Raw genomic sequence first — 23,951 nt, forward strand, 5'->3', positions numbered from 1 at the left:
TCTCCCGGATGGCTCAGAGGGAAGGGGAGGCGGAGGGCGCCTGTTTTTCCTTGCCGGGGCAATCCCCGGTTTTCAGGGAAAACTCCAGCATCCGGTCCCCCTCAAACGTGAAAAACGCCTCAAACCGTTTCCCGTCCAGCATGGCGGGAAGCCAGAACCGGTCATCCTGCCACATGAGATCGTAGGGAATCCCGTCCACCGGGCACCAGAAAGGCTCTGCCTCCGGCGTTTCCGAAGGGGTGCCCTTGAAAGAGGACGCCATGAACACGTGGCAGCGGATTTCCGGAATGGTGCCGCACGTGAAGGAAAAATTCAGCACGCCCATTTCCCGGGCGTCCGCAACGTCAATGCAGAGTTCCTCCCGGACCTCCCGCAGCACACACTGGAGGGCCGTTTCCCCCGGCTCAAACTTCCCGCCGGGTCCGTTCACCTTCCCCGCGCCGATCCCCCTCTTCTTGCGTATCAGGAGAATCTTTCCGTCCTGCACCACAAACATCAGGGTGGCGAGGATATCAGGGGTCCACTGGGCAGGCCATTGAAAGCCGCTGCTTCTGTCTTGCATGGGCGCATGTTACAGGATGAGAGGGAAATCATGAAGAAAAATGCGAAATAAACCTGGTTGCCGCCAGTTCCGGGACATGGTTTCGCGCCGGTGAGGTATGAGGGTTGAGATGAAGACTTGCCGATTATGGAAAAGGAAAATCCCTCTCAACTTCTCATGGAAGTTGAGAAGGATTACCGTCAATAATTTGCCTCCTGCTACGGAGGACTCATCCCAGGAATGAGTGGTAGTTTTTCCTTAATAAAAAGCATCCAGGTGAAAGATATTGTTAAACCTGCCTTGGTAGCGATGATCAATGGTTAGAAATGCTTCTTTAAGTTCTCCTGGCAGATCGGTCTCGCTGTCGCATTCCAGAACGAAGAAGTTGGGGTCAAAAATGTGCACCTTCCCCTTTTCGTGGTGAATGCCGATGGCGTGTCCATTAGGTTCGGCTCCTCGAATGGCTAAAATAGTGTAGGTGACGTCCTGTTGTAAAATCTTGGAAATAGCGTAATCCATAAAATTATTTTGGAAGAAGTTTACTGGGACCATTTCGTTATGCAGCATCCGCATTCCCCCTTCAATAGCCATTTTTTCACGGCTACGGACAATGACATCCGCCATGTCGTTTTGTTCATGGAAAACGGAGGCTTTTGCCGCGTATCCCTCTCCATAGATAAGGGATGCCTTTGAAATGGACTGATTACGAGGCGTACTGATGCTGTGTTCAATATCGGCCCAGAATTGACTTTCTTCATGACGATGGCATGCAATGAGCCAATAAGTGACCAGGCCCAGACATATTCCGGAAGGATAAATATTCCCTGTCTGGCGAATCAACTGTCCCTGACTGAATGATTTTATTTCTTTCATGATTCTTCTTAATGAAATGGTTGAGAGCGCATCATTCCATGAAGAAGAGGCGGAGGACATGATGGTTTTCCCTGAGGGAAAATCAACTTCCCGGAGCATGGGACGGGCTGTTCCGCCGGACCCGGCTTCTCCCCCGGAAAAGAAATCAGTCCGTTCCTTCCAGCAGGTCTTCTTTCCTGACGCGGGAACCCGCAAGGGCATAGGCAAGCATGACCAGCTCACAGAGGAAGACGAGCATCCATGACCAGCGCCAGCTTCCCAGCGCGTCCGTCAGCGCTCCCTGGAGGAAGGGGAAAACAGCGCCGCCGAACACGCCCATCATGAAAATGCCGGAAGCCTTGGCGGTGTATTTTTTCAGCCCCACGGTGGCGAGCGTGAAAATACAGCCCCACATGACGGAATGGAACAACCCTACGGAAACCAGCACCCACAGGTTATGGGTGTAAATGGCGACCAGCGTCAGGATGGCCGCCGCGGAGGTTGCCGCCGTCAACTGGACACGGGGGGAGATATGGTTCAGCCAGCTGGAAACGATGCGCCCCACCATCAGGCCGCCCCAGTACAGGGAGGCCAGCAGGGCCGGAATGCCCAGGTCCACTCCCCACACCACCAGGTTGCTGGAGCCCAGGAACAGCAGCGGTTCATCCGAATTGCTGAGTTCCAGGGCGTGCAGGTTCACGTTGATGCCCACGGACACCTCTGCGCCCACATAAAAGAAAATGGCGATCACGCCCAATGTCAAATGCCGGAAGGACCAGATGTTGCGTTCCAGTTTTTCTCCTTCTCCGGCCGTGGTGTCCCGGATGTTGGGCAGGTAAAGGCGCTTCGTCATCAGGGTGACCAGCGCAATGAGGACGCCCAGGATAAGCAGCGGAAGCATCAGCTGCCGCACGTGGACGCTCTCCATGGGCAGTCCGGCGAACAGGATGCCGGTCACGAAAAACGGCGCGATCGTCGTTCCGAAGGAGTTTACGGCGCAGACGATGTTGAGGCGCTGGACGGGCTGGGTTCCCTTCAATTCATAGGACGTCACGTAGGGGTTGATGACGACCTGCAAGACCGTGGCGGAGGTGCCCATGGCATAGGACCCCGCCAGAAAAATAAAATAGCCGTAGGGGATGCTGGCCCCGGCGATCGTCGTGCGCAGGTCCCCGAACTGGACGGTGAACCATGCGGACAGGAAAAAGACGGCCAGCCCGAGCACCATGAACAGGAGCCCCCGTATCAGCGTGGTCTTGTAGCCGTAGCGGTTGATCCAGCGGGAGGCAATGTTTCCGTTCACCAGGTACGCCAGGAAAAAGAAAAAGGGAATTAGCGTGATTAACGTGTTTTTCAAGGCGCCGGCATCCGACAGGAAGGCGCTTTGCAAAGGCCCCTGGAACTGGCCGTTCACGGTGGACAGGAACCCGACAAGGAAATAAATGAAGGTCAGGGCAAGGAAGGGACCCAGGCGTGAATGCGGTTGTGTTTCCATGAGGAGGGTGAGAGGTGAAAATGCAGAAAAAGGAAGAGACCGGAAAGGTTTCTTCATGCCGCCCGGAACAGGGTCCGGAAGGCATGAAGAATTGTATGACTACGGAAGAATCAATTTTTCCAGAACGGGGAGCACGCCGTCTTTTTCAAGCTTCTCCACCATGCCGAGGTACTGGCTGACGAACTTGTCCGCCGCCTTCAAATCCGTGCTCCGGAAGGGGGAGAGGGCGAGGAAATCCAGCGGGTCGTCGCTGGCGATCAGCTTCCGGTCCTCCTTGGTCAGCCAGGGCTCGTTCACTTCATAAGCCTGGCCCCGGTCATCCTTTCCGTGCTTCAGGTAATGGCGGTAGGCGGCCACGAAAAACGCCAGGCGTTCCAGGTCGGCGCCGTCCCTGATCATCTTCGTTAAAACGGGCATCACATACACGGGAATCTTGGAAACGCCGTCAAAGCACAAGCGGCTGATCTGGTCGCTCACCGCCTTGTTGCCGAAGCGTTCCAGCAGGGTCTTCTTGTACAGCTCCAAATCCGTATTCCCCGGAGGCGGAACGTAGGGGCCCGCGTCCCGGTCCATGAAAAGGCGCAGGTAGCGGGCGAACCGTTCATCCCCTACCGCCTCGTCCACCCGGCGGTACCCGGCCAGAAAGGCGGGGTAGGACAGCAGGGAGTGGGACGCGTTCAGCAGGCTGAGCTTCATATTCTCATAAGCGGAAACATCGTCCGTAAACTCCACGCCCACGGTTTCCCAGTCCGGGCGCCCGGCAATGAAATCATCCTCAATCACCCACTGGATGAAATCCTCCGAATAGACGGGGGCGGCGTCTTCCACGCCGCTCTGCGCGTCCAGTCGCTTGACGTCGTCCGGCGTGACGGCGGGCGTGATGCGGTCCACCATGCTGTTGGGGAATGTCACGTTCTTCTTCACCCACTGCGCCAGCCCGGGATCCTGGGCCTCGATAAAGGAAGTGAACGCTTTCCGGGCCGTGTCTCCATTGTGCTGGAGGTTGTCGCAGGATAGAACGGTTACGGGGCCTGCGCCGTCCTTGCGCCTCTTCCGCAATCCGGCGGCCAGGAACCCGAAAACCGTCCGGGGATGGTCGGGATGTTCCAGGTCATGTTTCACGTCCTTGCTGTTGAGCATGAACTCACCGGTTTCCTTATCCAGATTGTATCCCCCTTCCGTAATGGTCAGCGTGATGATTTTAGTGCGGGGGTCCGCAATCCTGTCGATGACCTTTTCGGGATCCTTCGGCCCCCACGCCAGATCCACCAGGGAGCCTATCTCATAAAACTCGTCCTTGCCGTCGCGGCCGCAGACCGTCAGCGTGTAAAGGCCGTCCTGGCTCTTCAGCGCCTTGTAAAGGGGTTCGTCCTGAGGCAGCAGCGCCACTCCGGAAATTCCCCATTCGTCACGGCCGCCCATGCCCAGAAGCTGGTTCGTGTAAAACTCTTCATGCGCGCGATGGAAGTTGCCCACTCCTATATGGACTATCCCCGGCTGAATGGTTGTCCTGTCATAGGGGACGGGAGCCCCCGGAATCTTCGCCTTGCCCTGTCGTTTCAGTTCCTTCTTCATCATCTTGAAATGAGGTATGGTATTTGCCGTCTCATACTAATGGGCATTTCCGGAGAGGCGGGTGTTAGGGATATGCCAGACTTTTTCCCTATCCGGCGGATTGATCACGCGCCGCAGGGGACCGTTCACGGAAAAATCCCGGATTTTTTTACGGGCACGGTTTCCACAGGGCGCGATGGGACCCCGGCAGTACGTCCTTTGCCGGCATGACTGGAATGAACCTCTTTTTCCTTTCCCGGAACAGGCGGCGCGTTCTATGCTTTACTATCTCTCCCGGCTTTCCTTTATGCCGGAAGGACCACCTTCAACATTTGGAAAAGCATGTATGACGTCGTAGCCCTCGGAGAACTGCTGGTGGACTTCACCCCCTGCGGAGTGAGCGCCCAGGAACTGCCCGTTTACCAGGCCAATCCGGGGGGAGCCCCCTGCAATGTCCTCTCCATGCTGTCCCGGCTGGGGCGCAGGACCGCCTTCATCGGCAAGGTGGGGCATGACATGTTCGGGAAAATGCTCCGGCGCACGCTTCAGGAGGAAGGCATTGACGATTCGGGGCTGGTCTCTTCCCGGGAAGTCAACACCACCCTGGCCTTCGTCCAGATTGACGAACATGGCGACCGTGATTTTTCCTTCTACCGCAATCCCGGCGCGGACATGAAACTGACCTCCGGGGAGGTGGACATGGCGCTGGTGGAAAACACGCGCGTATTCCACTTCGGGACCATCTCCATGACGCACGGCGACGTGCGGCGCGCCACAAGGCATGCCGTCAGCCATGCCCGGGAGAAGGGTGCCCTCGTCTCCTTTGACCCCAACCTCCGGCCTCCCCTCTGGCCCAGCCTGGAGCTGGCCCGGGAACAAATGCGCTACGGCTGCGGCGCGTGCAGCGTCATGAAAATAGAGGTGGAGGAACTTCTGTTCCTCACCGGGTGCTCCTCCATGAAAGAAGGGCTGGATGCCCTGAAAAGGGAATTCGGCAATCTCCGTCTCATCCTCGTGACAGGGGGCAGGGAAGGAAGCTGGGCTTCCTATGGAGACACGCTGGTTTACCAGCCTACGTTCCTGAAGGTCAATACCATTGACACGACGGGCGCCGGAGACGCTTTTTTTGGTTCCTGCCTGGACTGGATTCTGGAAACAGGGCTGGAAAACCTGACGGAGGGACAGTTGGCGGACATGCTTTTATTCGCCAACGCCGCCGCGTCCATCGTGACGACGCGCAAGGGCGCCATCCGCTCCATGCCGAACCGCGTGGAAGTCCTGGCCCTGATGGCAGGGGGCGTTTGAAAGGCGTCGTAAATACACAGCTTCCTTCATTGGTTTTTACCTGAACTGTTTCCAGCGAGTAAACAAGAGGGAGGACCTTTCATTTCTTGCAGTACATTCCCGTTTCGTGTCGATAAAAGTTGTATAAATATACTGCGGTTTGTCTTGCAATTGTCGATAAACAAAAACCGCAAGCGCTTATGAACAGCAACTTGCGGTATAAAAGGGATGGTGCTCGAGAGGGGACTCGAACCCCTACGTCTTATCGACACTAGATCCTTAGTCTAGCGCGTCTACCAATTCCGCCACCCGAGCATGGGTGCCTTAAGGCGGGGAGTTTTTAGCGCAGAGGAACGAAGATATCAAGCTTTTTCTTCTTTTTTATCCTTTCGATTCCGTTTTTTGAAGAGGGATTTTCTTAGCGGACCGGGAGGGAGGTAGCCACGGGCATGATGGCCGGGCGCAGAGTGACGGCCTTGGTGTCATATTTTTCCGAGGGTTTGAAGAGCCAGCCGGGATCGGTGCTGACAGCTTCAAACCTGGTCGGCTTGAAGATGGGCAGCCTCAGGTTGGAGTTGGGCTCGTAGCCGTATTTGCCCGTGTACTTGCCGTAGACCCTGTATTCATAGTTGTTGTCATAGGCGTAGCGCGGGCTCCCGGCGTATTCCGGCAGGCGGTCCGGGGTCCGGCAGGAGCTTTCATCCATGATGACGAGCTGGGCCGTTCTCCAGGTCTGGCCCGGCTGGCGCAGGTACCCCCAGAAACGCGTTGCCGGCACATGGTAACGGCGTCCGACGAAGTAGTTGCCCCTGGGTTCGCGGGCGATTTCCGCATTGCGGGCGTTGATGCCGGCGATGTCTTTTTCCAGGGAGTTGCACTGGGTCAATGCGGGAAGGAGGACGGCCCCCAGCAGGGGAAGCAGGAGTTTGTTCATGGCTGTGATGGTGTTTTTTTCTTGTTTAAGAGCGTTTGAATGGCGGCGGAAGCCGCGAAGAAGCCGAAGGTGCCCGTGATGTGGGTGATGGAGCCGAATCCGGAGTCACAGCCCATTTTCCCCTGGAATTCCGGGTCGCGCGTGCAGGAGGTTTCTCCGTCGCAGGTGGGGTAGACGGGAGTTTCCTGGGAGAAGACGCAGGGGATTTTCAGTTTCCGGGCTTTTTCCCCCAGCGGTAGGCCGTAGTCTTTTTTGAGCTTGTAGCGCAGGCTGGAGAGCAGGGGGTCTCCCTTGGTGCGGGAGAGGTCGCCTATTTCTATTTTGGCGGGGTTGACGCGTCCTCCCGCGCCGCCGCAGGTGACCAGCGGCTGTTTGCTGCGGTAGCAGGAGGCAATAAGATGGGCCTTGGGAATCAGGGAGTCAATGGCGTCAATGATGACGTCCGGTTTCGTCTCCAGCAGTTTTTCCGCATTGGAGGCCGTGTAGAAGCTGTTGATGGAGATGATTTCCGCCTCCGGGTTGATTTGCCGGAGGCGGGCGGCCATGGCTTCTGTCTTGGACTGGCCGATCGTGGTTTCCAGAGCGTGGATTTGCCGGTTGGTATTGGTGATGCAGAGGTCGTCCAGGTCCATCAGGATAATGGCGCCGACGCCCGACCGCGCCAGGGCTTCCGCCGCCCAGGAACCCACGCCGCCAATGCCGACGACGGCCATGCGGGAGTTCCTGAGGATGTCCAGCCCGCTCCTTCCATACAGGCGGCCTATGCCGCCGAATCTGGCTTCATAGTTCATGGCTGCGTGTTTGAACCGGAGTGGGGAATTAAGGAGAAGACGGGTGCCAGAGGGCCCTTCCGTTTTTCCATCGTGAAGATATAATAGCGGGGGGAAGCCGTTTGTTCCGGGCGGCAGGAGGCGGGAAGGCCTGCGCCCCGGTTCCAGCAGATGAGGCAGGTGTTTCCATGCACAGCAATCAGCATGTCCCATCCACCCCCGTTTTGCTGGGGGATGCCGTCTTTTTTATCCTGGTAGCGTACGATGCCGTCCTGCCGGACGGTAAAGAGGACCATGCGTCCGCAGGAGGGCATGGCGATGGCAGCCGTATTTCTGCATGCTACGGCCAGTTTTCCGTTGTTCCAGGAGAGGGTGACGGGCTGCCGGTTATCCCGCTTTTCCGTGAGGGTGAGTGAGGGATGCTGCCGGAGCAGGCTGTACTGGAGCGCCGGCTGTCCGTCCGGTGTGAGGAAGCAGGATGCGGGAAGCCGATGCCAGCCTTCCCTGTGGGCCATGTTTTGGTAGTCCCTCACGGCGTTTCCGTTGTGTCCGGAACATCCGCAGAGCGCCGTCAACAGGCATGATAAGAGGAAGGCGGTGGCAGTCTGCATGGTCAGGAGGCCGGTTTTTCCACGATTTTGCTGATGCGGGCGATGTTGAGGGCCCTCCCGGTGGCTTCATCCACCTGCACGACGGCTCCGCAGAGGCGCACGGGCCAGTTCGCCACAGGGAATTTGGCCGGCATGGAGGTGCGGAAGCGTTGGATAATGGGTTCCCGTTCCCGGCCCAGCACCCCGACGGCGGGGCCGCACATGCCGGCGTCCGTCAGGTAGGCGGTGCCGTGTTCCAGAATGGTTTCATCCGCCGTCTGCACGTGGGTGTGCGTTCCGATGACGGCGGAGACCAGTCCGTCCAGATTGTAGCCGGTGGAGATTTTTTCACTGGTGGTTTCCGCGTGCATGTCCACAAAGATGACCTGCACGCCTTCTTCCTCCCTGAGTCTTTTGGCTTCCGCTTCCGAGATGAGGAAGGGGTTTTCAAGCGGCGGCTGGATGAAGGAACGTCCCTGCACCTGCATGACGGCTATTTTTCCCCTGGGCGTTTCCACCACCACGCTTCCGTGTCCCGGTGTCCCCTGCGGGTAGTTGACGGGGCGCAGCACGCGCGGTTCGGAGTCCAGCCAAGGAGCCAGTTCCGCCTGGTCCCATACATGGTCCCCCGTCGTGATGACGTCCACTCCCGCATGCAGCAGTTCCTGCGCCAGACGGGGCGTAATGCCGCGCCCTGCGGCCGCGTTTTCACCGTTGACGATGACAAAGTCCGCCCCATGCTCCTTTTTGAGTTCCGGCAGCATGTGCTTCACGGCGGTGCGGCCAGGTTCGCCGACCACATCGCCTATAAAGAGTATGGTAATCATGAAGTGGGACGGGACTGGTGCGGATGGCGGTTTTTACTGCTCTTCCTTGGTGACGGGAACCACCAGCACGGGCACGGGGGATTTCCGCATGACGGAGCTGGCTACGCTGCCCAGAAAGACGGTGGAAAGGAAGCCGTGGTTGTGCTTGCCCACCACGATCATGTCAATGTGGTGTTTTTCAGCATAGTTGATGACCGCTTCGCTGATTTCAAATTCGTCTTCCACAGCCTGGATGATGGTTGCGTCCGTCAGCCGGGAGAGTTTTTCCGCCGTTTTTTGCAGATGGTTTTTTGCGATGGAGATGACTTCGTTTTCCTCCGTCTGGTCCATCACGGGGACAGGCACTTCATCCGGCAGCACGCCGGAGACTTCATAACAGATGCTGGGTTCCACAATGTGGAGCAGATGGATGATGCTGTCGTTGGGGCAAGCCAGTTTGCCGATCTGATGAATGACGGCGTCCGTGGCGTTGGAGAAATCAATGGCTACCAGAATATTCTTCATATCTTCCTGTATAACATTCCGTGCTTTTCCATGCCACTAAAAAACGTGTGCTGTCCCCGGTTCTCCCGGCATTCCATTCCCGGTTCAGATCAGGCCCACGGCCCGGCGCACCCTGTCCAGCACTACGGAGGCCGTTTCCCGCGCCTTGCGGGCCCCTTCTTCCAGCGTCCGGTGCACGTAGTCCTGGTTGGCTTCCAGTTCCGCCCTGCGTTCGCGCGCGGGACGGAAGTATTCCCAGTAGGCGTCAAAGAGGCGTTTTTTGAAGTCGCCATAGCCGCAGCCTCCGTTTTTGAAGTCGCGGACCATGTCTTCATAGCCTTCCGCAGAGGCGAAGAGCTTGTAGAGCTGCAGGATGACGGAGCCTTCCGTGGGTTTGGGATCTTCCACAGGGGTGGAGTCCGTGGGGATTTTCATGATGAGCTTGCGGACGGCTTTTTCCTCACCGAAGATGGGGAGCGTGTTGTTGTAGCTTTTGCTCATTTTTTGCCCGTCCAGCCCCGGCACGATGGCCGTGCTTTCCGCAATGAGCGCATCCGGCAGCTTGCAGGTGCCTTCGCCGAATTGTTCGTTCATTTTGCCTGCCAGGTCGCGGGTGACTTCCAGGTGCTGCTTCTGGTCCTTGCCTACGGGCACTAGGTCGGAGTCATACATCAGGATGTCCGCCGCCATGAGGACGGGGTAGGTGAAGAGGGCGTTGCTGGGGGAGAACCCCTTGGCGATTTTGTCCTTGTAGGAGTGGCAGCGTTCCAGCAGGCCCACCGGGCAGACGGTGCCGAGTATCCAGGCCAGTTCATTGACTTCCGGCACGGAGGACTGGCGGAAGAAGACGCATTTTCCAGGGTCCAGGCCCACGGCCAGAAAGTCCGTCGCCAGGTTTTTGCAGTTTTCCCGCAGGGCCTCCGCGTCGTGAACGGTGCTCATGGCGTGGTAGTCCGCCAGAAAGTAGTAGGATTCTCCGCGTTCCTGCATGCGGACGGCTGGTTCCATGGCTCCGAAGTAGTTGCCGACATGCAGCTTGCCGCTGGGTTGAAGTCCTGTGATGATACGCATTGCGCGCAGGATTTTGCCTGTTCGCGCCCGGCAAGTCAAGAAAGGGGAGAGTCAAAGACTGGCGGGGAGGCTGGCCGGGCGCCTCGCCTGTTCCGGTATGCGTCCTGCGTTTGTTCTCTCTCTTTTTCATGCCTGACCGGAGCGTTTTCTTGGGCATGAAGAGAAGAAGCGGCGGCGGGAGTTTATTCTCCCCCCGCTTCCAGCGCTTCCAGCACGTTGTGCACGCCGTCCGCAAAGCTTGGGTAGAGCGGCTCCCAGCCCAGGGCCAGAAGGCGGGAGCAGGAGATTCTCTGGCTGGAAAAGCCGCGGCGCGCTTCCGCCTGGAGCGGTTCGGGCTGTGGCGCGGGCATGCCCAGCAGTCCGGAGAGGTAGGAGTAGATTTCTCCCAGCTGCATGGGGGTGCGGTCCGTCAGGTTGTAGATGCCGGTGGGCGGTTCCCGGAGCGTGCAGAGCAGGTGCAGGGCGGCCACGGCGTCATCCCGGTGGATGTAGTTGATCCACCTGTCCATGTTTCCGGGGAGGGCCGCGCCCTTCTTGCAGTATTGGGAGACGAGCACGCAGCGGTCCGGTCCGTAGAGAGCTCCCAGCCGGACGACGGTGCCTCCCGCGGCCAGAACCGCCTGTTCCGCCTGAATGAGGAGGCCGCTTTTTCCGGAGGCGGGGTAGACGTTATGTTCCTCCGTGATCCAGCGTCCGTCCGTGATGCCATAGACGGAGGTGCTGGAGCAGAAGATGACCGGCGTTCCGGGGAAGGCTTCCAGCGTGTTCTGCGTTCCGCGGATGTAGAGGCTGCGGTAGGCTTCCTCTGAGCCTCCCCGCGTGCTGGCGCACATGACGATGATGTGGGGGGAGGGGATGCGGGCGGCCAGGCTGTGCATGGAGGCTCCCTCCGTGACGTCCGCTTCATAAATGGCTTTCTGTGCGTCAATGTCCGCCGTAAGGGCCGTGTGACCGGCTTTCCGCAGGCTCTCCGCCAGCGCTTTTCCCAGGTAGCCCGTTCCCAGAATGAGGACGGCGCGGGGTTCTGTACACAGGAGGCCGGTCATGAGTCTTTGCGGAGGTGTTTGAGTTCCAACAGCGTTTCAGCGCGGGAGACATCTTCCGGCCAGGTGATTTTGGGATTTGGATCATGGTTGTGCACCAGCCGCGTGGGATGGCCGATGAGCTGCAGGGCGGTTACTTCATCCGTCACCTGCATGTTCCGTTCCGTGACTTCCACATACGCATCCAGCAGGAGCGGGTATTGGAAGACCTGCGGGGTTTCCATGCACCACAGGCCGTCCCGGTCCACCTGCTCCGGCAGGGTGAAGCGTTCTTCGTCCGCGCGCTTCAAGGTGTCCGTCACGGGATGCGCGGAAGCGGCCGCTCCGCATTCCCTGGCAGTCTGGATGCAACGGGAGATTTGCTCTACCGTGATGAGGGGGCGCGCTCCGTCGTGCACGGCCACAAGTTCCGGCGTGTAGAGAAGGGCTGCCAGGCCGTTCTGAACGGATTCATGCCGTTCCGCTCCTCCGTCCACGCGGGTGACGGGTATTTCCGTCTCCAGGTCCGCAGCATCAATGGCGCGGAAGCGCTCTTCCGGGCAGACGACCACGATTTCCGTGATTTCCCGGCAGTTGGCAAAGGCCCGGATGCTGCGTTCCAGCACCTTGACGCCGTGCAGGGGGGCCAGCAGCTTGTCAAATCCGGCGCGCCGGGAGGACCCGGCCGCTACAATGATGGCGGCACAGCATTTCATGATAGTCTGGCTGACACCATGCGGGCCAGTTCCTTGCCGTTGACCCTGCCGGCGGTGCGTTCCTGCATGAGTTTCATGACCTGTCCCATGTCTTTTTTGGTGGAGGCTCCCGTTTCCTTCAGGACGGCTTCCAGCATGGCTTCCGTTTCCTCTGCGGTGAGTTCAGCAGGCATGAATTGCTTGAGGACGGCGATTTCCGCTTCTTCCTTGTCGGCCAGTTCCGGGCGTCCGGCGGAGCGGAATTGTTCCGTAGAGTCTTCGCGCTGCTTGATTTGCTTGCGGACCACGGCCAGCTCTTCCGCTTCCTCCAACTGGGTTCCCAGGCCTCCCTTGGCGATGGCCGTGTTCGTCAGAGCCGTCTTGAGGGCGCGCAGCGTGTTGAGGGTGACGGAGTCTTTTGCTCTCATGGCGGTTTTCATCCCTTCCATGATTTGGTCTGAAATCTTGCTCATATCCCCATTAACTAAGCGCATCCCCACGTGTACTTCAAGCCGTAAATTGAAAAAGGCCGCCAGCGCGGGAAATGCCCGCCGACGGCCCGGAGAGGGAGTTGAAGAGCGGAACCGCCCGGTTTATTTTTTCCCGCCGATGGGCATGATGTGGATTTTCTTTTCCGCCATGCCCGGAACCACGATCATGGAGTCATACAGGATAAAGTCCGCCGCGCCTTCAATGGGACCGGTGGCTACCGGCGCGGAACGCCCCGTTTTCAGGTCCAGCCTGCGGATGGCTTCCGGTTTTTTGTCCTTGGACCAGTCGCTGTAGTAAAGGGCGTTGTCACGGTACACCAGGCCGTCGTATTGCCCCCGTTCCTTGGAGAGTTCCGTGACTTCCCGGGAGACGGGGTTGATGGAGAGCAGGCGGCCGCTGGGCTTGCCTTTTTCATCCGTGGCGTATTCGCAGAGGTAGATGACTTTTCTTTCCGGGTCCCAGGCCAGGCCGTTCGGCTTGTAGATGGGCTGCTTGGTGACCAGCTCCCCGTAGGAACTGGTGTTCGTGTCCACGTAGAAAATCTGGTCGGTATCCGTGGAGGAGACCATGAGCCTGCCGTTGATGAACGCCAGGTCGTTGAGGAATTTCATGCGGGAGGGGGACAGGTCCACATACCCCTCAATGGTGCCGGTTTTGGCGTCTATCTTGTAGACCATGTCCACATCCGTGCAGTACAGGAAGCCGTCCTGGTACAGGAGCCCCTTGGGAGCGTCCAGGGTGTCCACGTCCGTGATCTTTTTAGGTTCCGTGGAGCCGTGCGGGATAACGCCCAGGTAGCCGTCCTTGTCCTTTTCCGTGGGCGCCAGTTTGGCGCCGATGCAGGTGAAGTAGATGTTGCCCTCCGCGTCCGCAGCCACGCTTTCCGGGTGGCCGTCAATGGCAATGGTGGCTTTTTCCAGCGGAGGCAGCGGTTTGGCCGGCTCCGGCTGTTTTTTGGTTGGAGGAGCTGCCAGCGCGCTGCACGCCAGGCAGAGAAGGAGTAGTGTTGCTTTCATGGGGTTGTACGGTGTAAAAGGCTTGGAATTTATGGCACGGAAGCAGGAGAAAAGCAAGCCATAGGAGCTGTCCTGCGGACGCCGTGCGGAGGTGCGCCCCGTTCGCGCATGCGTACCGGGGCGCTCCGGGTCAGATGGCTCCTGCGTCCAGATTGTTGGGCTGAGGCATGTTTTCCATGCGGATGGAGCGGTTGACCGCGTTCAGGTAGGCCCGGGCGGAGGCTTCAATGACGTCCGTGGAGGCTCCCTTGCCCACGATGGGCTTGGGCTGGCCGAAGTCCACATGAACCGTGACTTCTCCCAGAGCGTCCTTCCCTTCGGAAGCGGCGTTGACGCTGTAGCCTTTCAGCGTGCCTTTGCGCTTAGTGATGCGCTCAATAGCCTTGATGACGGCATCCACGGCGCCGTTGCCTGTAGAGCTGTCTTCAAATTTCTTGCCTTCCTTGAGCAGTCCCACCGTAGCCGTGGGACGCGCGTGGCTGCCCGCCACGAATTGCAGGAAGTCCAGTTCCCATAGGCCGGTGGAGGCATGCAGGGAGTCGTCCACAATGGCGGAAAGATCATCATCATAAACGAATTTTTTGGAGTCGCCCACTTTCTTGAAGCGTTCAAAGACGGTGTTGACTTCCTCTTCCGTGAGGACATGGCCCAGCTGTTCCAGCCTGGATTTGACGGCAGCGCGCCCGGAATGCTTGGTGAGCGGGAGTTCCGTGGCGCCCCAGCCGACCGCCTGCGGATCCATGACTTCATAGGTTTCCCGGCAGTTGAGGATGCCGTGCTGGTGGATGCCTGAAGAGTGGGCGAAAGCGTTTTCCCCCACGATGGCTTTGGACCGCTGCACCTGCATGCCGCTCATGCGGGCCACGATGCGGGAAGTGCGGACGATTTCCTTCGTGTTGATGTTGTCCGTGACGTCTCCGAATTGCCCGGCGCGGGTGCGCAGGGCCATGATGACTTCTTCCAGAGCCACGTTTCCGGCGCGTTCGCCGATGCCGTTAATGGTTCCTTCCACCTGGCGGGCTCCGGCGCGGACGGCTGCCAGGGAGTTGGCTACGGCCAGCCCAAGGTCATTGTGGCAATGCACGGAGATGACGGCTTTGCCGATGTTCGGCACATTTTCTTTCAGGTGGCGGATGATGCGGTAGAATTCGTCCGGAGTAGTGTAGCCCACAGTATCCGGAATGTTGACGGTCGTGGCGCCGGCGTCGATGACTGTTTCCACGACTTTGGTCAGAAAATCCAGGTCTGTGCGGGAAGCGTCCTCCGGGGAAAATTCCACATCCTGCACGAATTGCTTGGCATAGGATACGCCTTCCGCCGCCATGCGCAGAATTTCGGATTCCGCTTTTTTCAATTTGAACTGCATGTGCAGCTTGCTGGTTGCCAGGAAGATGTGGATGCGGGCGCGTTCCCCGGCGGGTTCCAGGGCCCTGGCCGCCGCTTCAATATCCGCCTTCACGCAGCGGGCCAGCCCTGCGATGCGGCATTTTTTGATTTCGCGGGCGATGGTGTGCACGGCTTCAAAGTCGCCGTCGGAGATGCAGGGAAAGCCGGCTTCAATCACGTCCATGCCCAGCCGTTCCATTTGCCGCGCCACTTCCAGCTTTTCGCGTAGGTTCATGGATGCTCCGGGGCATTGTTCTCCATCGCGCAGGGTAGTGTCAAAAAAATAGATTTGATCGGACATAGGTTAATGATGTTAAGCGGTGGCATGATAATGTTTTGCTCCGGTAACGCAAGCCCTACGCGCTGCATGCTTTCACAGAGCGTCCGGGCGGCGGAAGAGAACCTCCGGAGCAAAGAATGACGGAACCTCCCTTTGCCTAAAAGGAGGAGCTTTGTAGGATGGAAGGGTGAAGATCAGATTTTACCTGAATGACCGGGCGGAGCGCGTCATGGCTCTGTGGAGCGAAAGCCGCGGAGAATACCTGGTGGCGGATTCCGTGTTTGCGGAGGTGGATGCCTGCATTTGCGGGGAAACGGGATCCTGCGGGGAGGAAATAAAGCGCATTGCCGCGTTTCTGGATAATACCGCCGCCAAAGCTGTTGACCCTGAATGGACGATTGATACCGCGCTGCCCTGTTCCCCTTCCAAGCTGGTGTGCCTGGGAAAGAGCTATGCAGACCATGCGAAGGAGTTTGACGGGGATTCCGTACAGGAACCGGCTGTTTTCCTGAAATCGCCTTCCGCCATTACTTCCTGCAGCGATGTCGTTTTGTATCCGCCCGGCTGCGACAAGCTGGATTATGAGATTGAATTGGCCGTAGTGATTAAGGAGGTGCTGAAAAACGCTTCCCCGGAGGAGGCCGCGCGGGCTATCAGCGGCTATACGCTGATGTGCGACTATTCGGAAAGGGCCAACCAGCTGGAACATGGCGGACAGTGGACCAAGGGAAAGAGTTATGACAGCTTTGCCCCAATGGGCCCCACGTTCATTTCCGCTGATGAACTTGGGGACGGAGCCGGCATTCCCCTGGAATTGAAGGTGAACGGGGAAGTGCGCCAAAGCGGCAATACGGACGGCTTGATCTGGCCTGTTCCGCGCCTGATTGCCTATGTTTCCCGGTTCATGACCTTATGGCCCGGAGATGTGGTTTCCACCGGAACTCCGGGAGGCGTGGGGATGGGGATGAAGCCTCCGGTATATTTAAAACCCGGGGATGTAGTGGAATGGGGAAGCCCCGCTTTTGGATTCGCCTCCCAGGCTGTGGTGATTGATGATGAGGGGTAGGGGGACAATTCTCCGGCCTTTCCGAATATGGGGGGGAAGGGAAAGAACTTTCCCTTCCCGCTTTTGCGGACGGAGCGTTATTTTCCCGTGGAACGGGGCCGCCGGAGCGGGCCGGAGGGCAGATGACGCCTGCGTGCGGGGGCTGGGCGGTATTTTCTCTTGATTACTTCGCCGCGGTTTAGTGAAGTGGCCGCGTGAAAAACGTGGTTTTGTATGTGGTCATGGTGACCGGGCTGACAGCCCTCTTCGTCTGGCTGAAAGGCAGGAATGCGGAACGCGCCCCTGTTCCCGCCGCCATGGTGGTGTCTCCGGAAAGCGGCATGGCGCGCCCTATTGTGCTGGTGGATGTCCGAACTCCGGATGAGTACCGCACGGGACATAAGGAGGGAGCCTTGAATATTCCGGCAGATGAGGTGGAACAACGGGCTCCGCAGCTTCTTCCGGATAAAAACGCCGTGATTCTGCTGTATTGCCGTACGGGCAAGAGGGCGGACAAGGCGCTGGAAACGCTCAGGAAGATGGGATATTCCCATGTGGAAAACCTGCACCGGTTCGAAATGTAACTTTCCGTCCGATTGTTCTGTGCGGGGCTTCCGAGGGACGCCGGGCGTGCCGTTTCCTGGTTCGGTCAGGAAACGGCACGGGTACGGATTCATGAGGCTCCTTCCGGAAAGCGAATGAAATTCAAGCCGTTCATTCTTTAATCAGTTCCAATTTTCCATTGGAAGATTTTCCTCCCACGGAGCGGACCCTGGCTCTGAGGGAACATCCGTTGTTGGCATGGATTCCCTTGGGAAGGGAAAGTTTGTAGAAATTCCCGCGGGAAGGCTTGCCTGCCAATCCGGCGTGCTGGTCGCGGGCGATTATTTTGCCGTTTTCCAGGAGTTCGACGCCGTCTATTTCCAGGGCATGGCTGCCGGAAGTGAAGACGAAGCGCACCCCCCGGAGTTTTTCAAGATCAGCGGAAGAAACGGGCCAGTCCAGATAACTCCATTCCGTGGATACCGTTGCGGAGGTCCAGTTTCCTATAATTGACCCGGCTGCTTTTCTTTTCAGGGAAGAAGGCAGGGGCGGCGCCTCCCGGATAGCCTGGCGGCAGGCGTTGACCAGATCTCCGGGAGCGTGCGCCGCGCTTACGCCAGTGGAACGGACCCATTTTTCCTCCCATGCTCCCATATCCGGATTTTTTTCGGAAAGACGGCTTTGAATAAAGTGTTCCCAGCGCGGCAGATAGTAGTCCCTGATAAGGCCGCTCCATATTTTGGCGGCGTAGTCGTCTACGGGAGGCCCCCATCTGGTCACCAGCCTTCTGGCGTTTTGTTCATACTTGTTTTTTTCCTCCGGAGAAGTTCCGTGAGACCGGGCAAATGATAACCAGCGCGACAGCCTCCAGGTGGGGTGTCCTTCCAGAAAGGAATCCGCCCGAAGGGCGTATTTGCGGAAATATTCCATGCATTTTTCCGTATTCTCCATGTCTTGTTCATCCAGGGCTTCCAGAGCGGCCAGGATGGCTTCATTCATGCGTATGCCAAGGTAATGGGCGGTCATCTCAACGGCATCCTGGCGGAACAGGGGGGACTGTTCCAGGCCGCGAGTGTTGACGAACAGGGAAAGGCCTTTCAGAAAATCTTCGCTTGTGTTTACGGAACAGCCGCGGGTGCCGGGTTTCATTTGCCAGTTGAAACGGGGATGGTCCTTTAAGTTGGAATAGGCTGTGCGGCGGAACAGATTCCAGGCTTCCTTCATGCTGTCCGGATAATTTCCGTATCGGGCACGGCAATAATTTTCCAGATATTGTTCCACGTCCTCCTGGCGGTCCCTCCATGCGGCGTCCGTAACCAGTTCGTAGATAACGTCATTGTTTTCTATCCCTTCCGGGGCCATGCCCATTCCGGAGAGATGCCCCCTGGATGAAGAGTTCAAGGCTTCCAGATGGCCGTTGGCGTAAAAATCCATTACCCCGGTCATGGCGCATTTGCCGCCCATGTTGGGAACCACGCTGTAAACCCACGGTTTATTGAAAAAACCTTTGAAGACGTCCCAGTTCATGCCGTTGCGCCAGAAGGTCTTGTTGTAATCCGCCGCCAGGTCCAGAAGGAGCATCTTATCATCCGGAACCTTGCTGAGCAAAGCCTTCAGGGTATCTGCGTTCCAGATATTGCGCTGGTATCCGAACATCCATCCCTGCATGACCCATACCGCATCCGGGTTGGTGGAGGAAATGGAGCGGTAAATTTGTTCTCCGAGGGAACTGAGCATGTTGTTGCGGGCTTCGGCTCCTCCTTTGTTTTCAGGAAGTTCCATTTCATTAAAGGAGTCTGCAAGAAAATAGGTGTTTCTCCCGAATTCCTTCTGCCATTCCTGCATGTACAGGCGTCCTATTTTAAGGAAAAGGGGGTCTTCCGGAGAAAGAAAATGGGCGTGGTTTTTTTGAGGCCAGCCTCCCCACCCCAGCCGGTGAAGCTTCGCTTCCGGATAAAGGCGGAGGATTCCCCGGGGAACGAAACCGGAAAAAGCAGGACAAATGGGGGTCATGCCCAGGGATTTCATCCTGTGCAGGATGCGGTGCTGCAGGGCGATTTGTTCCTTGTGCCAGCTGGCGGGCAGGGGGCCGTCATGATTGACGATGTTCCCCATCCGCTGCCAGGGGAGGTGTGCCGGCCCTGTATAGAATTCTTCTATTTCTTTCTCCGTCAGTCCCAGCCGTTTCCATACCCGTATGGCGATTCCCTCCGTGGCAACCAGGGCCAGAGGCATATCTATGCCGTGCAGAGCCATCCAATCTATTTCTTTTTCCCAGCGTTCCCAGGTCCAGTAAGGCATCGTATAGCCATAAGTGACCACATTGAGGTAATAGTGGTTGCGGAAAGGGGAAACGATGCGGCGCGGCGCGGCGTCCGGCAGTTGCGCCGGCCAGCGGATATCTTTATTATCCCAGGAGACCATTCCCAGACGGTTTGTCTTCAGAAAATCATAGAATCCCCGGCAGAGGGCTGTACCGCTGCTTCCCCGGATATTCAGTATTCCGCCGGAGGCCTTCGTTTCAAAAACATCGTGCCCGTCTTCTTTTTCAATAATTTCCAATTGCAGTTTTTCCGGGGCTTTGGCCAGGGACGGAACGGTCCGCATGATTACTGAACGCGCTGCTTCCCGCTCCCTGTTTTTCTGTATATCTTCTGCGAAGACAAACAGATTTGTCAGCATGAAAAGGAATAGAATTTTTGAGAAGTAAAAGGTCATATTTATAATATATCACAGGCTGGTAAATGGTTCTTTCAGCGAAAAACGGATATTTGCGTAATCCGTCAAAGAAAAAGCCCCTGCATGCCAGCATGCAGGGGCCTCGGTTGAAAAACCGGAAAGCTTTTATTCCGCCTTGGGCTTCCGTGGAGCCCTTTTGCGCGGCGTTTTGGGCTTTGCCGGGGTTTTATCCTTGATGTGCAGGAAGGTGAGCGTCTCCGTTCCGTCCGTTTCCACGGCTTCAATTTTATCGCCGGGTTTCACGTCTCCCCTCAGCAGGGATTCCGCCAGCGGGTCTTCCAGCAGGCGTTCGATGGCGCGGCGCATCGGGCGCGCGCCGTACTGCGGATCGTAGCCGTTTTTGATGATCAGGCTCAGGGCTTCCGGGCTCAGGGCCAGCGTGATGTTCTTGGTCTTGAGGCGGGAGATGAGCTTGTCCGCTTCCAGCTGTACGATGCGTTCCAGGTCGTCCCGTTCCAGCATGCGGAAAACGGAGATGTCATCAAAGCGGTTCAGGAATTCCGGGCGGAATTGCTTGCGCGCCGCTTCCAGAATCTTTTCCTTCATGGCGGCGTAGTCCGCATTGTCGGCAGACATGGCGCCGAAGCCCATGGCGCTCTGCCGCTTGGCGGAGGCAGCCCCCACGTTGGAGGTCAGGATGATGATGGTGTTGCGGAAGTTGATCTTGCGTCCCAGGGAGTCCGTCACGCTGCCTTCCTCCAGAATCTGGAGAAGCAGGTTCATGACGTCCGGGTGGGCCTTTTCCACTTCGTCAAAGAGGATAACGGAGTAGGGCCTGCGCCGGACGGCTTCCGTGAGCTGGCCGCCTTCGTCATGGCCTACGTAGCCGGGAGGCGAGCCGATGAGGCGGGACGTGGTGTGTTTTTCCATGTACTCGCTCATGTCCACCTGGATCAGGGCGTCCGCGGTGCCGAACATGATTTCCGCCAGGTTGCGGGCCAGGTAGGTTTTGCCCACCCCGGTGGGCCCCAGGAAGAGGAAGGAGCCGATCGGGCGGCGCGGGTCTTTGATGTCCGCGCGGCTGCGCCGCAGGGCGCGGGCGATGGCGGAGGCCGCCTCGTCCTGGCCGATGACCTTGCTTTTCAGTTCTTCCTCCATGCGCAGGAGCTTGGTGGTTTCCTTTTCCTCCATCCGGGCCAGCGGAATGCCGGTCCATTTGGCGAGCACGCTCATCACGTCTTCATCCGTTACGGGGACGTAGTTGGTCTCGTAGGAGTTGCGCCAGGTGTCCAGCATGTTCTGGAGTTCCGCCTTGGCCTGTTTTTCCTCGTCGCGGAGGCGGGCGGCTTCCTCAAAGAGCTGGCCGTCCACGGCCTTGTCCTTGCGTTCCTTGATTTCCTCAATGCGGACTTCCATCTCGCTGATGTGGTCTGGGCGGGTCATCTGGGAGACGCGCTTGCGCGCTCCCGCTTCATCCAGGATGTCAATGGCCTTGTCCGGCAGGAAGCGGCCCGTCAGATAGCGGTGGGAGAGCTTGGCTGCGGCTTCCACGGCCTCTTTCGTATAATGAACCTTGTGGTGTTCCTCATACTTGGGCTGGATGCCGGCCAGAATCTGGATGGTATCCTCCACGGAGGGTTCCCCCACCTGCACCTGCTGGAAGCGGCGTTCCAGGGCGGCGTCCTTCTCAATGTGTTTTCTGTATTCATTGAGCGTGGTGGCGCCTATGGCCTGGAGCTCCCCGCGGGAGAGGGCGGGCTTGATGATGTTGGAGGCGTCCATGGAGCCTTCCGCGGAGCCCGCGCCCACGATGGTGTGCAGCTCGTCAATAAAGAGGATGACGTTGCCTTCCCGGCGTATTTCATCCATCACGGCCTTGAGCCGTTCTTCAAACTGGCCGCGGTACTTGGTGCCCGCCACCATCAGAGCCAGGTCCAGGGAGATGACTCTCTTGCTGCGCAGGAGTTCCGGAACGTGGCCTTGGGCTATTTCCTGGGCCAGCCCTTCCACGATGGCGGTCTTGCCCACCCCGGCTTCACCGAGCAGGACGGGGTTGTTCTTGTTCCTGCGGCACAGGATCTGGATGACGCGCTCAATTTCGGAGGCACGGCCGATCACGGGGTCCAGCTTGCCGTCCCGGGCCAGCTGGGTCATGTCCCGGCCGAAGGCCTGGAGAGCGGGAGTCTTGGATTTCTGCTGCCGGGAGTAGGTGGGGGAGGAAGGTTCGTCCGTCGGGATGGCGGGGGATTCGTTTTCCTCCTCGTCGTCATCGTCGTCCGGGATGATGTTGTCTTCATCCGCGTCCATCTGGTATTTGGGCGTCAGTACGTCCAGCAGCTCGCGCCGCGCCTGTTCCAGATCCACGCCGAAGTGGCGCAGAATCTGGCCGGCCACGCCGTCGCCGTCCCGGATGAGGCCCAGGAGCAGGTGCTCCGTGCCCACATACGTGTGGTTGAGTTCCTGGGCTTCCCGGTTGGCCATCGCCAGGACCTTGCGGACTCTGGGGGTGTACGGGATGTTGCCCTCCGCCTGGGGCTCCGTGCCCCGGCCTATTTGTTCCTCCACCTGCCTGCGCACGGCGGTAAGCTCCACCCCCAGGTTTTCCAGGATGGTGACGGCTACGCCCTTGCCCAGCTTGAGCAGCCCGAGGAGCAGGTGTTCGGTCCCTATGTAATGATGATTGAAGCGGTCCGCTTCCCGGCGCGCATGCGCCAGCACTTGTTGCGCCCTAGGCGTAAAATTGTTCATGTATTGTAAAGAAGTTTTGTTGTTGCATCAGTTTCCGGAAAGTTCCTTCCGGATAATGTCCGCACGGATCTGGTCCCTGTCTTCGGGAGTTGTCTGGTCCGTAGTGGACAGGCGGGCCAGGTGGGCCGGCTGAATGTTCAGTATGGTTTTATTGACGTTTTTTAATGCCTGGTGGGAAAAGATGTCCAGGGATGCTCCCATCCGGAGGAAGGAGAGCAGCGCCAGCGCCTCCTGCGTGGATAGCAGGGTGGCGTTGGTCAGGAGGCCGTAGGCGCGGGAAACGCGGTCTTTTACCTGGAGCGAGGAAGCCTGGAGCAGCCGCCTGCGGGCGTTCCATTCCTGGTGGGCCAGGTCGGAGGTGAAGCGGGTCATGCGTTCCACGATCTGGTCCTCGCTGTCTCCCAGCGTGGTCTGGTTGGAAATCTGGAAGAGGTTGCCGGTGGCTTCCGTCCCTTCTCCGTACAGGCCGCGGACAGTGATGTTGAGCTGCACGGCCGCCTGGACGACCTGTTGCATCTGTTCGGAGATGACGAGGCCCGGCAGGTGCATCATCACGGAGGCCCTCATGCCCGTGCCCAGGTTGGTGGGGCAGGCGGTGAGGTAGCCCAGCCGCGTGTTGTAGGCGTACGGGAGCCTGGCTTCCAGTTCGGAGTCTATTTTGGAGATGGCTCCCCATGCTTTTTTAAGCTGGATGCCGGGCAGGATGTACTGAAGGCGCAGGTGGTCCTCCTCATTGAAGAGGATGCTGGCGTTCTGGCTGCGTGAGATGAGAACGGCGCAGCCTTCCGAGCGCGCGGCCAGTTCCCGGGAAATGAGGTGGCGTTCCACCAGCAGCTGTTTTTGCTGCTGGGTGAGTCCGGAGAGTTCCGCGTAATAGCCTCCCTTCATGACGGGGATTTGGCGCGCTTCACCGGAGGTGAGCTTCAGCGTTTCCTCCCTCTGCTGGCGCGTGGCCCAGCCGGGAAAAGGGGTGGCGGTCAGATTGCGTGCCAGGCGGATGCGGGAGGTGAGAACGATGTCGTGTTCATCCCGTGATTCCACCATCCATTTGGCGGGGTTGTTTAGTAAGTCGTCAAAGAGCATGTACGTTAATTGGTCGGCGTGCGCAATTGCTTGATTTGATCGCGGAGCTTGGCCGCGCGTTCATAATCCTCTCTTGCCACTGCCAGGGAAAGTTGTTGTTCCAGATCACTGATGGTATGGGTTTCCGTTTCGCGCTTTTCCGCCCGTTCGGGCGTTTTTCCGTGATGGTGGGAATCAGGCTGAATCTGGGTGAGAAGAGGGAGTATCTCTTCTTCAAAGACGTTGTAGCATTCACTGCAGCCCAGGCGTCCTACATTTTTGTAATCCTGAAGGGTGAAGGAGCAGATCGGGCAGCTTGTGAGCGGTAGGGACTGCAGGGCCGGAATGGGGGCGGCGGGGTCCGCCGCGCCTTCCTTGCCGAACTGGCCCTGAAGGTTCGGGAACAGTTTCTCCGCCAGATCAAAAGCGTCCGGGTCCAGCAGGCCCCGCTCCTGGGCGCATTTGGCGCAGAGGCAGAATTTGGTGGATTTCCCGTTGATGATCTGTGTCAGGAACACCGTTGCCGGTGCAGAGCATATCTCACATTTTTTCACAACCCGCATTATAATGGCGACCCCCACG

22 protein-coding genes and 1 tRNA gene are annotated in these 23,951 nt (G+C 58.2%); 3 read left to right on the forward strand and 20 right to left on the reverse strand.

Annotated features, from left to right (window positions below; translation table 11 throughout):
* Positions 1 to 13 precede the first annotated feature (13 nt).
* The 4 genes from HJW02_RS06715 to HJW02_RS06730 all read right to left on the reverse strand — a co-directional run bounded on the left by HJW02_RS06715 (position 14) and on the right by HJW02_RS06730 (position 4,466).
* Positions 14 to 562 carry an 8-oxo-dGTP diphosphatase gene (locus HJW02_RS06715; protein ID WP_102721357.1) on the reverse strand — a complete coding sequence of 183 codons (549 nt, stop codon included), beginning with the start codon at positions 560 to 562 and terminating at the stop codon, positions 14 to 16.
* Between the two features lie 237 nt (positions 563 to 799).
* A complete protein-coding gene (locus tag HJW02_RS06720; RefSeq protein WP_180973720.1) occupies positions 800 to 1,474 on the reverse strand; it encodes a YopT-type cysteine protease domain-containing protein in 675 nt (224 codons plus the stop codon).
* A gap of 85 nt (positions 1,475 to 1,559) precedes the next feature.
* Positions 1,560 to 2,888 carry an MFS transporter gene (locus HJW02_RS06725; RefSeq protein WP_102721359.1) on the reverse strand — a complete coding sequence of 443 codons (1,329 nt, stop codon included), beginning with the start codon at positions 2,886 to 2,888 and terminating at the stop codon, positions 1,560 to 1,562.
* A gap of 99 nt (positions 2,889 to 2,987) precedes the next feature.
* Positions 2,988 to 4,466: a mannitol dehydrogenase family protein gene (locus tag HJW02_RS06730; protein WP_205597344.1), complete on the reverse strand. Its 1,479-nt coding sequence runs from the start codon at positions 4,464 to 4,466 to the stop codon at positions 2,988 to 2,990.
* A gap of 318 nt (positions 4,467 to 4,784) precedes the next feature.
* On the opposite strand from HJW02_RS06730, the gene HJW02_RS06735 reads away from it, so the two are divergent.
* Positions 4,785 to 5,747, forward strand: coding sequence for a PfkB family carbohydrate kinase (locus HJW02_RS06735; protein ID WP_022397010.1), 963 nt, complete (start codon positions 4,785 to 4,787; stop codon positions 5,745 to 5,747).
* 208 nt (positions 5,748 to 5,955) lie between these two features.
* On the opposite strand, the gene HJW02_RS06740 is transcribed toward HJW02_RS06735, so the two are convergent.
* The 12 genes from HJW02_RS06740 to HJW02_RS06795 all read right to left on the reverse strand — a co-directional run bounded on the left by HJW02_RS06740 (position 5,956) and on the right by HJW02_RS06795 (position 15,313).
* Positions 5,956 to 6,041, reverse strand: a tRNA-Leu gene (locus tag HJW02_RS06740).
* Positions 6,042 to 6,144: 103 nt separating this feature from the next.
* Positions 6,145 to 6,660: a hypothetical protein gene (locus HJW02_RS06745; RefSeq protein WP_022397011.1), complete on the reverse strand. Its 516-nt coding sequence runs from the start codon at positions 6,658 to 6,660 to the stop codon at positions 6,145 to 6,147.
* Entirely contained in the window at positions 6,657 to 7,451 is a 795-nt protein-coding gene (tcdA, locus tag HJW02_RS06750; protein ID WP_102721360.1) for a tRNA cyclic N6-threonylcarbamoyladenosine(37) synthase TcdA, read from the reverse strand. The genes HJW02_RS06745 and tcdA overlap by 4 nt, the downstream gene beginning before the upstream one ends.
* The gene (locus HJW02_RS06755; RefSeq protein ID WP_022397013.1) at positions 7,448 to 8,041 is read right to left on the reverse strand and encodes a hypothetical protein; all 594 of its coding nucleotides are present in this window, start codon (positions 8,039 to 8,041) and stop codon (positions 7,448 to 7,450) included. The genes tcdA and HJW02_RS06755 overlap by 4 nt, the downstream gene beginning before the upstream one ends.
* 2 nt (positions 8,042 to 8,043) lie before the next feature.
* The gene (locus HJW02_RS06760; protein WP_102721361.1) at positions 8,044 to 8,847 is read right to left on the reverse strand and encodes a TIGR00282 family metallophosphoesterase; all 804 of its coding nucleotides are present in this window, start codon (positions 8,845 to 8,847) and stop codon (positions 8,044 to 8,046) included.
* 33 nt (positions 8,848 to 8,880) lie between these two features.
* Entirely contained in the window at positions 8,881 to 9,351 is a 471-nt protein-coding gene (locus tag HJW02_RS06765; protein WP_022397015.1) for a universal stress protein, read from the reverse strand.
* A gap of 84 nt (positions 9,352 to 9,435) precedes the next feature.
* Positions 9,436 to 10,401 (reverse strand): tryptophan--tRNA ligase, encoded by a 966-nt coding sequence (gene trpS / locus HJW02_RS06770; protein WP_022397016.1) that lies wholly within the window; start codon positions 10,399 to 10,401, stop codon positions 9,436 to 9,438.
* Between the two features lie 182 nt (positions 10,402 to 10,583).
* On the reverse strand, positions 10,584 to 11,447 hold the full coding sequence (locus HJW02_RS06775) for an NAD-dependent epimerase/dehydratase family protein (protein ID WP_022397017.1): 864 nt from the start codon (positions 11,445 to 11,447) through the stop codon (positions 10,584 to 10,586).
* A complete protein-coding gene (ispD, locus tag HJW02_RS06780) occupies positions 11,444 to 12,139 on the reverse strand; it encodes a 2-C-methyl-D-erythritol 4-phosphate cytidylyltransferase (RefSeq protein WP_102721363.1) in 696 nt (231 codons plus the stop codon). Before ispD ends, HJW02_RS06775 begins: the two co-directional genes overlap by 4 nt.
* Positions 12,136 to 12,591, reverse strand: coding sequence for a GatB/YqeY domain-containing protein (locus HJW02_RS06785; RefSeq protein WP_022397019.1), 456 nt, complete (start codon positions 12,589 to 12,591; stop codon positions 12,136 to 12,138). Before HJW02_RS06785 ends, ispD begins: the two co-directional genes overlap by 4 nt.
* Positions 12,592 to 12,711: 120 nt before the next feature.
* Positions 12,712 to 13,626 (reverse strand): hypothetical protein, encoded by a 915-nt coding sequence (locus HJW02_RS06790; protein ID WP_102752970.1) that lies wholly within the window; start codon positions 13,624 to 13,626, stop codon positions 12,712 to 12,714.
* A 130-nt stretch (positions 13,627 to 13,756) separates the two neighbouring features.
* Positions 13,757 to 15,313, reverse strand: coding sequence for a 2-isopropylmalate synthase (locus tag HJW02_RS06795; RefSeq protein ID WP_102721366.1), 1,557 nt, complete (start codon positions 15,311 to 15,313; stop codon positions 13,757 to 13,759).
* A 166-nt stretch (positions 15,314 to 15,479) separates the two neighbouring features.
* Between HJW02_RS06795 and HJW02_RS06800 the strand changes: the two genes are divergently transcribed.
* A complete protein-coding gene (locus HJW02_RS06800; protein ID WP_102721367.1) occupies positions 15,480 to 16,358 on the forward strand; it encodes a fumarylacetoacetate hydrolase family protein in 879 nt (292 codons plus the stop codon).
* A gap of 194 nt (positions 16,359 to 16,552) precedes the next feature.
* A complete protein-coding gene (locus tag HJW02_RS06805) occupies positions 16,553 to 16,921 on the forward strand; it encodes a rhodanese-like domain-containing protein (RefSeq protein ID WP_205596323.1) in 369 nt (122 codons plus the stop codon).
* Between the two features lie 130 nt (positions 16,922 to 17,051).
* Here HJW02_RS06805 and HJW02_RS06810 read toward each other — a convergent pair whose 3' ends face one another.
* The 4 genes from HJW02_RS06810 to HJW02_RS06825 form a co-directional block, all read right to left on the reverse strand.
* Entirely contained in the window at positions 17,052 to 19,598 is a 2,547-nt protein-coding gene (locus HJW02_RS06810; RefSeq protein ID WP_102721368.1) for an alpha-N-acetylglucosaminidase, read from the reverse strand.
* Positions 19,599 to 19,724: 126 nt separating this feature from the next.
* A complete protein-coding gene (locus HJW02_RS06815; RefSeq protein ID WP_102721369.1) occupies positions 19,725 to 22,307 on the reverse strand; it encodes an ATP-dependent Clp protease ATP-binding subunit in 2,583 nt (860 codons plus the stop codon).
* Positions 22,308 to 22,334: 27 nt separating this feature from the next.
* Entirely contained in the window at positions 22,335 to 23,390 is a 1,056-nt protein-coding gene (locus HJW02_RS06820) for a protein arginine kinase (RefSeq protein ID WP_102721370.1), read from the reverse strand.
* A gap of 5 nt (positions 23,391 to 23,395) precedes the next feature.
* Positions 23,396 to 23,887: a UvrB/UvrC motif-containing protein gene (locus HJW02_RS06825; protein WP_102721371.1), complete on the reverse strand. Its 492-nt coding sequence runs from the start codon at positions 23,885 to 23,887 to the stop codon at positions 23,396 to 23,398.
* Positions 23,888 to 23,951 lie beyond the last annotated feature (64 nt).

Origin of the sequence: Akkermansia sp. GGCC_0220, assembly GCF_017566105.1 — a bacterium.
GTDB classification, from domain to species: domain Bacteria; phylum Verrucomicrobiota; class Verrucomicrobiia; order Verrucomicrobiales; family Akkermansiaceae; genus Akkermansia; species Akkermansia massiliensis.

Coding starts and splice junctions, on each gene's coding strand:
- HJW02_RS06715 (WP_102721357.1), bottom strand. CDS start 562: ATGCAAGACAGAAGCAGCGGCTTTCAATGGCCTGCCCAGTGGACCCCT.
- HJW02_RS06720 (WP_180973720.1), bottom strand. CDS start 1,474: ATGTCCTCCGCCTCTTCTTCATGGAATGATGCGCTCTCAACCATTTCA.
- HJW02_RS06725 (WP_102721359.1), bottom strand. CDS start 2,888: ATGGAAACACAACCGCATTCACGCCTGGGTCCCTTCCTTGCCCTGACC.
- HJW02_RS06730 (WP_205597344.1), bottom strand. CDS start 4,466: ATGATGAAGAAGGAACTGAAACGACAGGGCAAGGCGAAGATTCCGGGG.
- HJW02_RS06735 (WP_022397010.1), top strand. CDS start 4,785: ATGTATGACGTCGTAGCCCTCGGAGAACTGCTGGTGGACTTCACCCCC.
- HJW02_RS06745 (WP_022397011.1), bottom strand. CDS start 6,660: ATGAACAAACTCCTGCTTCCCCTGCTGGGGGCCGTCCTCCTTCCCGCA.
- tcdA (WP_102721360.1), bottom strand. CDS start 7,451: ATGAACTATGAAGCCAGATTCGGCGGCATAGGCCGCCTGTATGGAAGG.
- HJW02_RS06755 (WP_022397013.1), bottom strand. CDS start 8,041: ATGCAGACTGCCACCGCCTTCCTCTTATCATGCCTGTTGACGGCGCTC.
- HJW02_RS06760 (WP_102721361.1), bottom strand. CDS start 8,847: ATGATTACCATACTCTTTATAGGCGATGTGGTCGGCGAACCTGGCCGC.
- HJW02_RS06765 (WP_022397015.1), bottom strand. CDS start 9,351: ATGAAGAATATTCTGGTAGCCATTGATTTCTCCAACGCCACGGACGCC.
- trpS (WP_022397016.1), bottom strand. CDS start 10,401: ATGCGTATCATCACAGGACTTCAACCCAGCGGCAAGCTGCATGTCGGC.
- HJW02_RS06775 (WP_022397017.1), bottom strand. CDS start 11,447: ATGACCGGCCTCCTGTGTACAGAACCCCGCGCCGTCCTCATTCTGGGA.
- ispD (WP_102721363.1), bottom strand. CDS start 12,139: ATGAAATGCTGTGCCGCCATCATTGTAGCGGCCGGGTCCTCCCGGCGC.
- HJW02_RS06785 (WP_022397019.1), bottom strand. CDS start 12,591: ATGAGCAAGATTTCAGACCAAATCATGGAAGGGATGAAAACCGCCATG.
- HJW02_RS06790 (WP_102752970.1), bottom strand. CDS start 13,626: ATGAAAGCAACACTACTCCTTCTCTGCCTGGCGTGCAGCGCGCTGGCA.
- HJW02_RS06795 (WP_102721366.1), bottom strand. CDS start 15,313: ATGTCCGATCAAATCTATTTTTTTGACACTACCCTGCGCGATGGAGAA.
- HJW02_RS06810 (WP_102721368.1), bottom strand. CDS start 19,598: ATGACCTTTTACTTCTCAAAAATTCTATTCCTTTTCATGCTGACAAAT.
- HJW02_RS06815 (WP_102721369.1), bottom strand. CDS start 22,307: ATGAACAATTTTACGCCTAGGGCGCAACAAGTGCTGGCGCATGCGCGC.
- HJW02_RS06820 (WP_102721370.1), bottom strand. CDS start 23,390: ATGCTCTTTGACGACTTACTAAACAACCCCGCCAAATGGATGGTGGAA.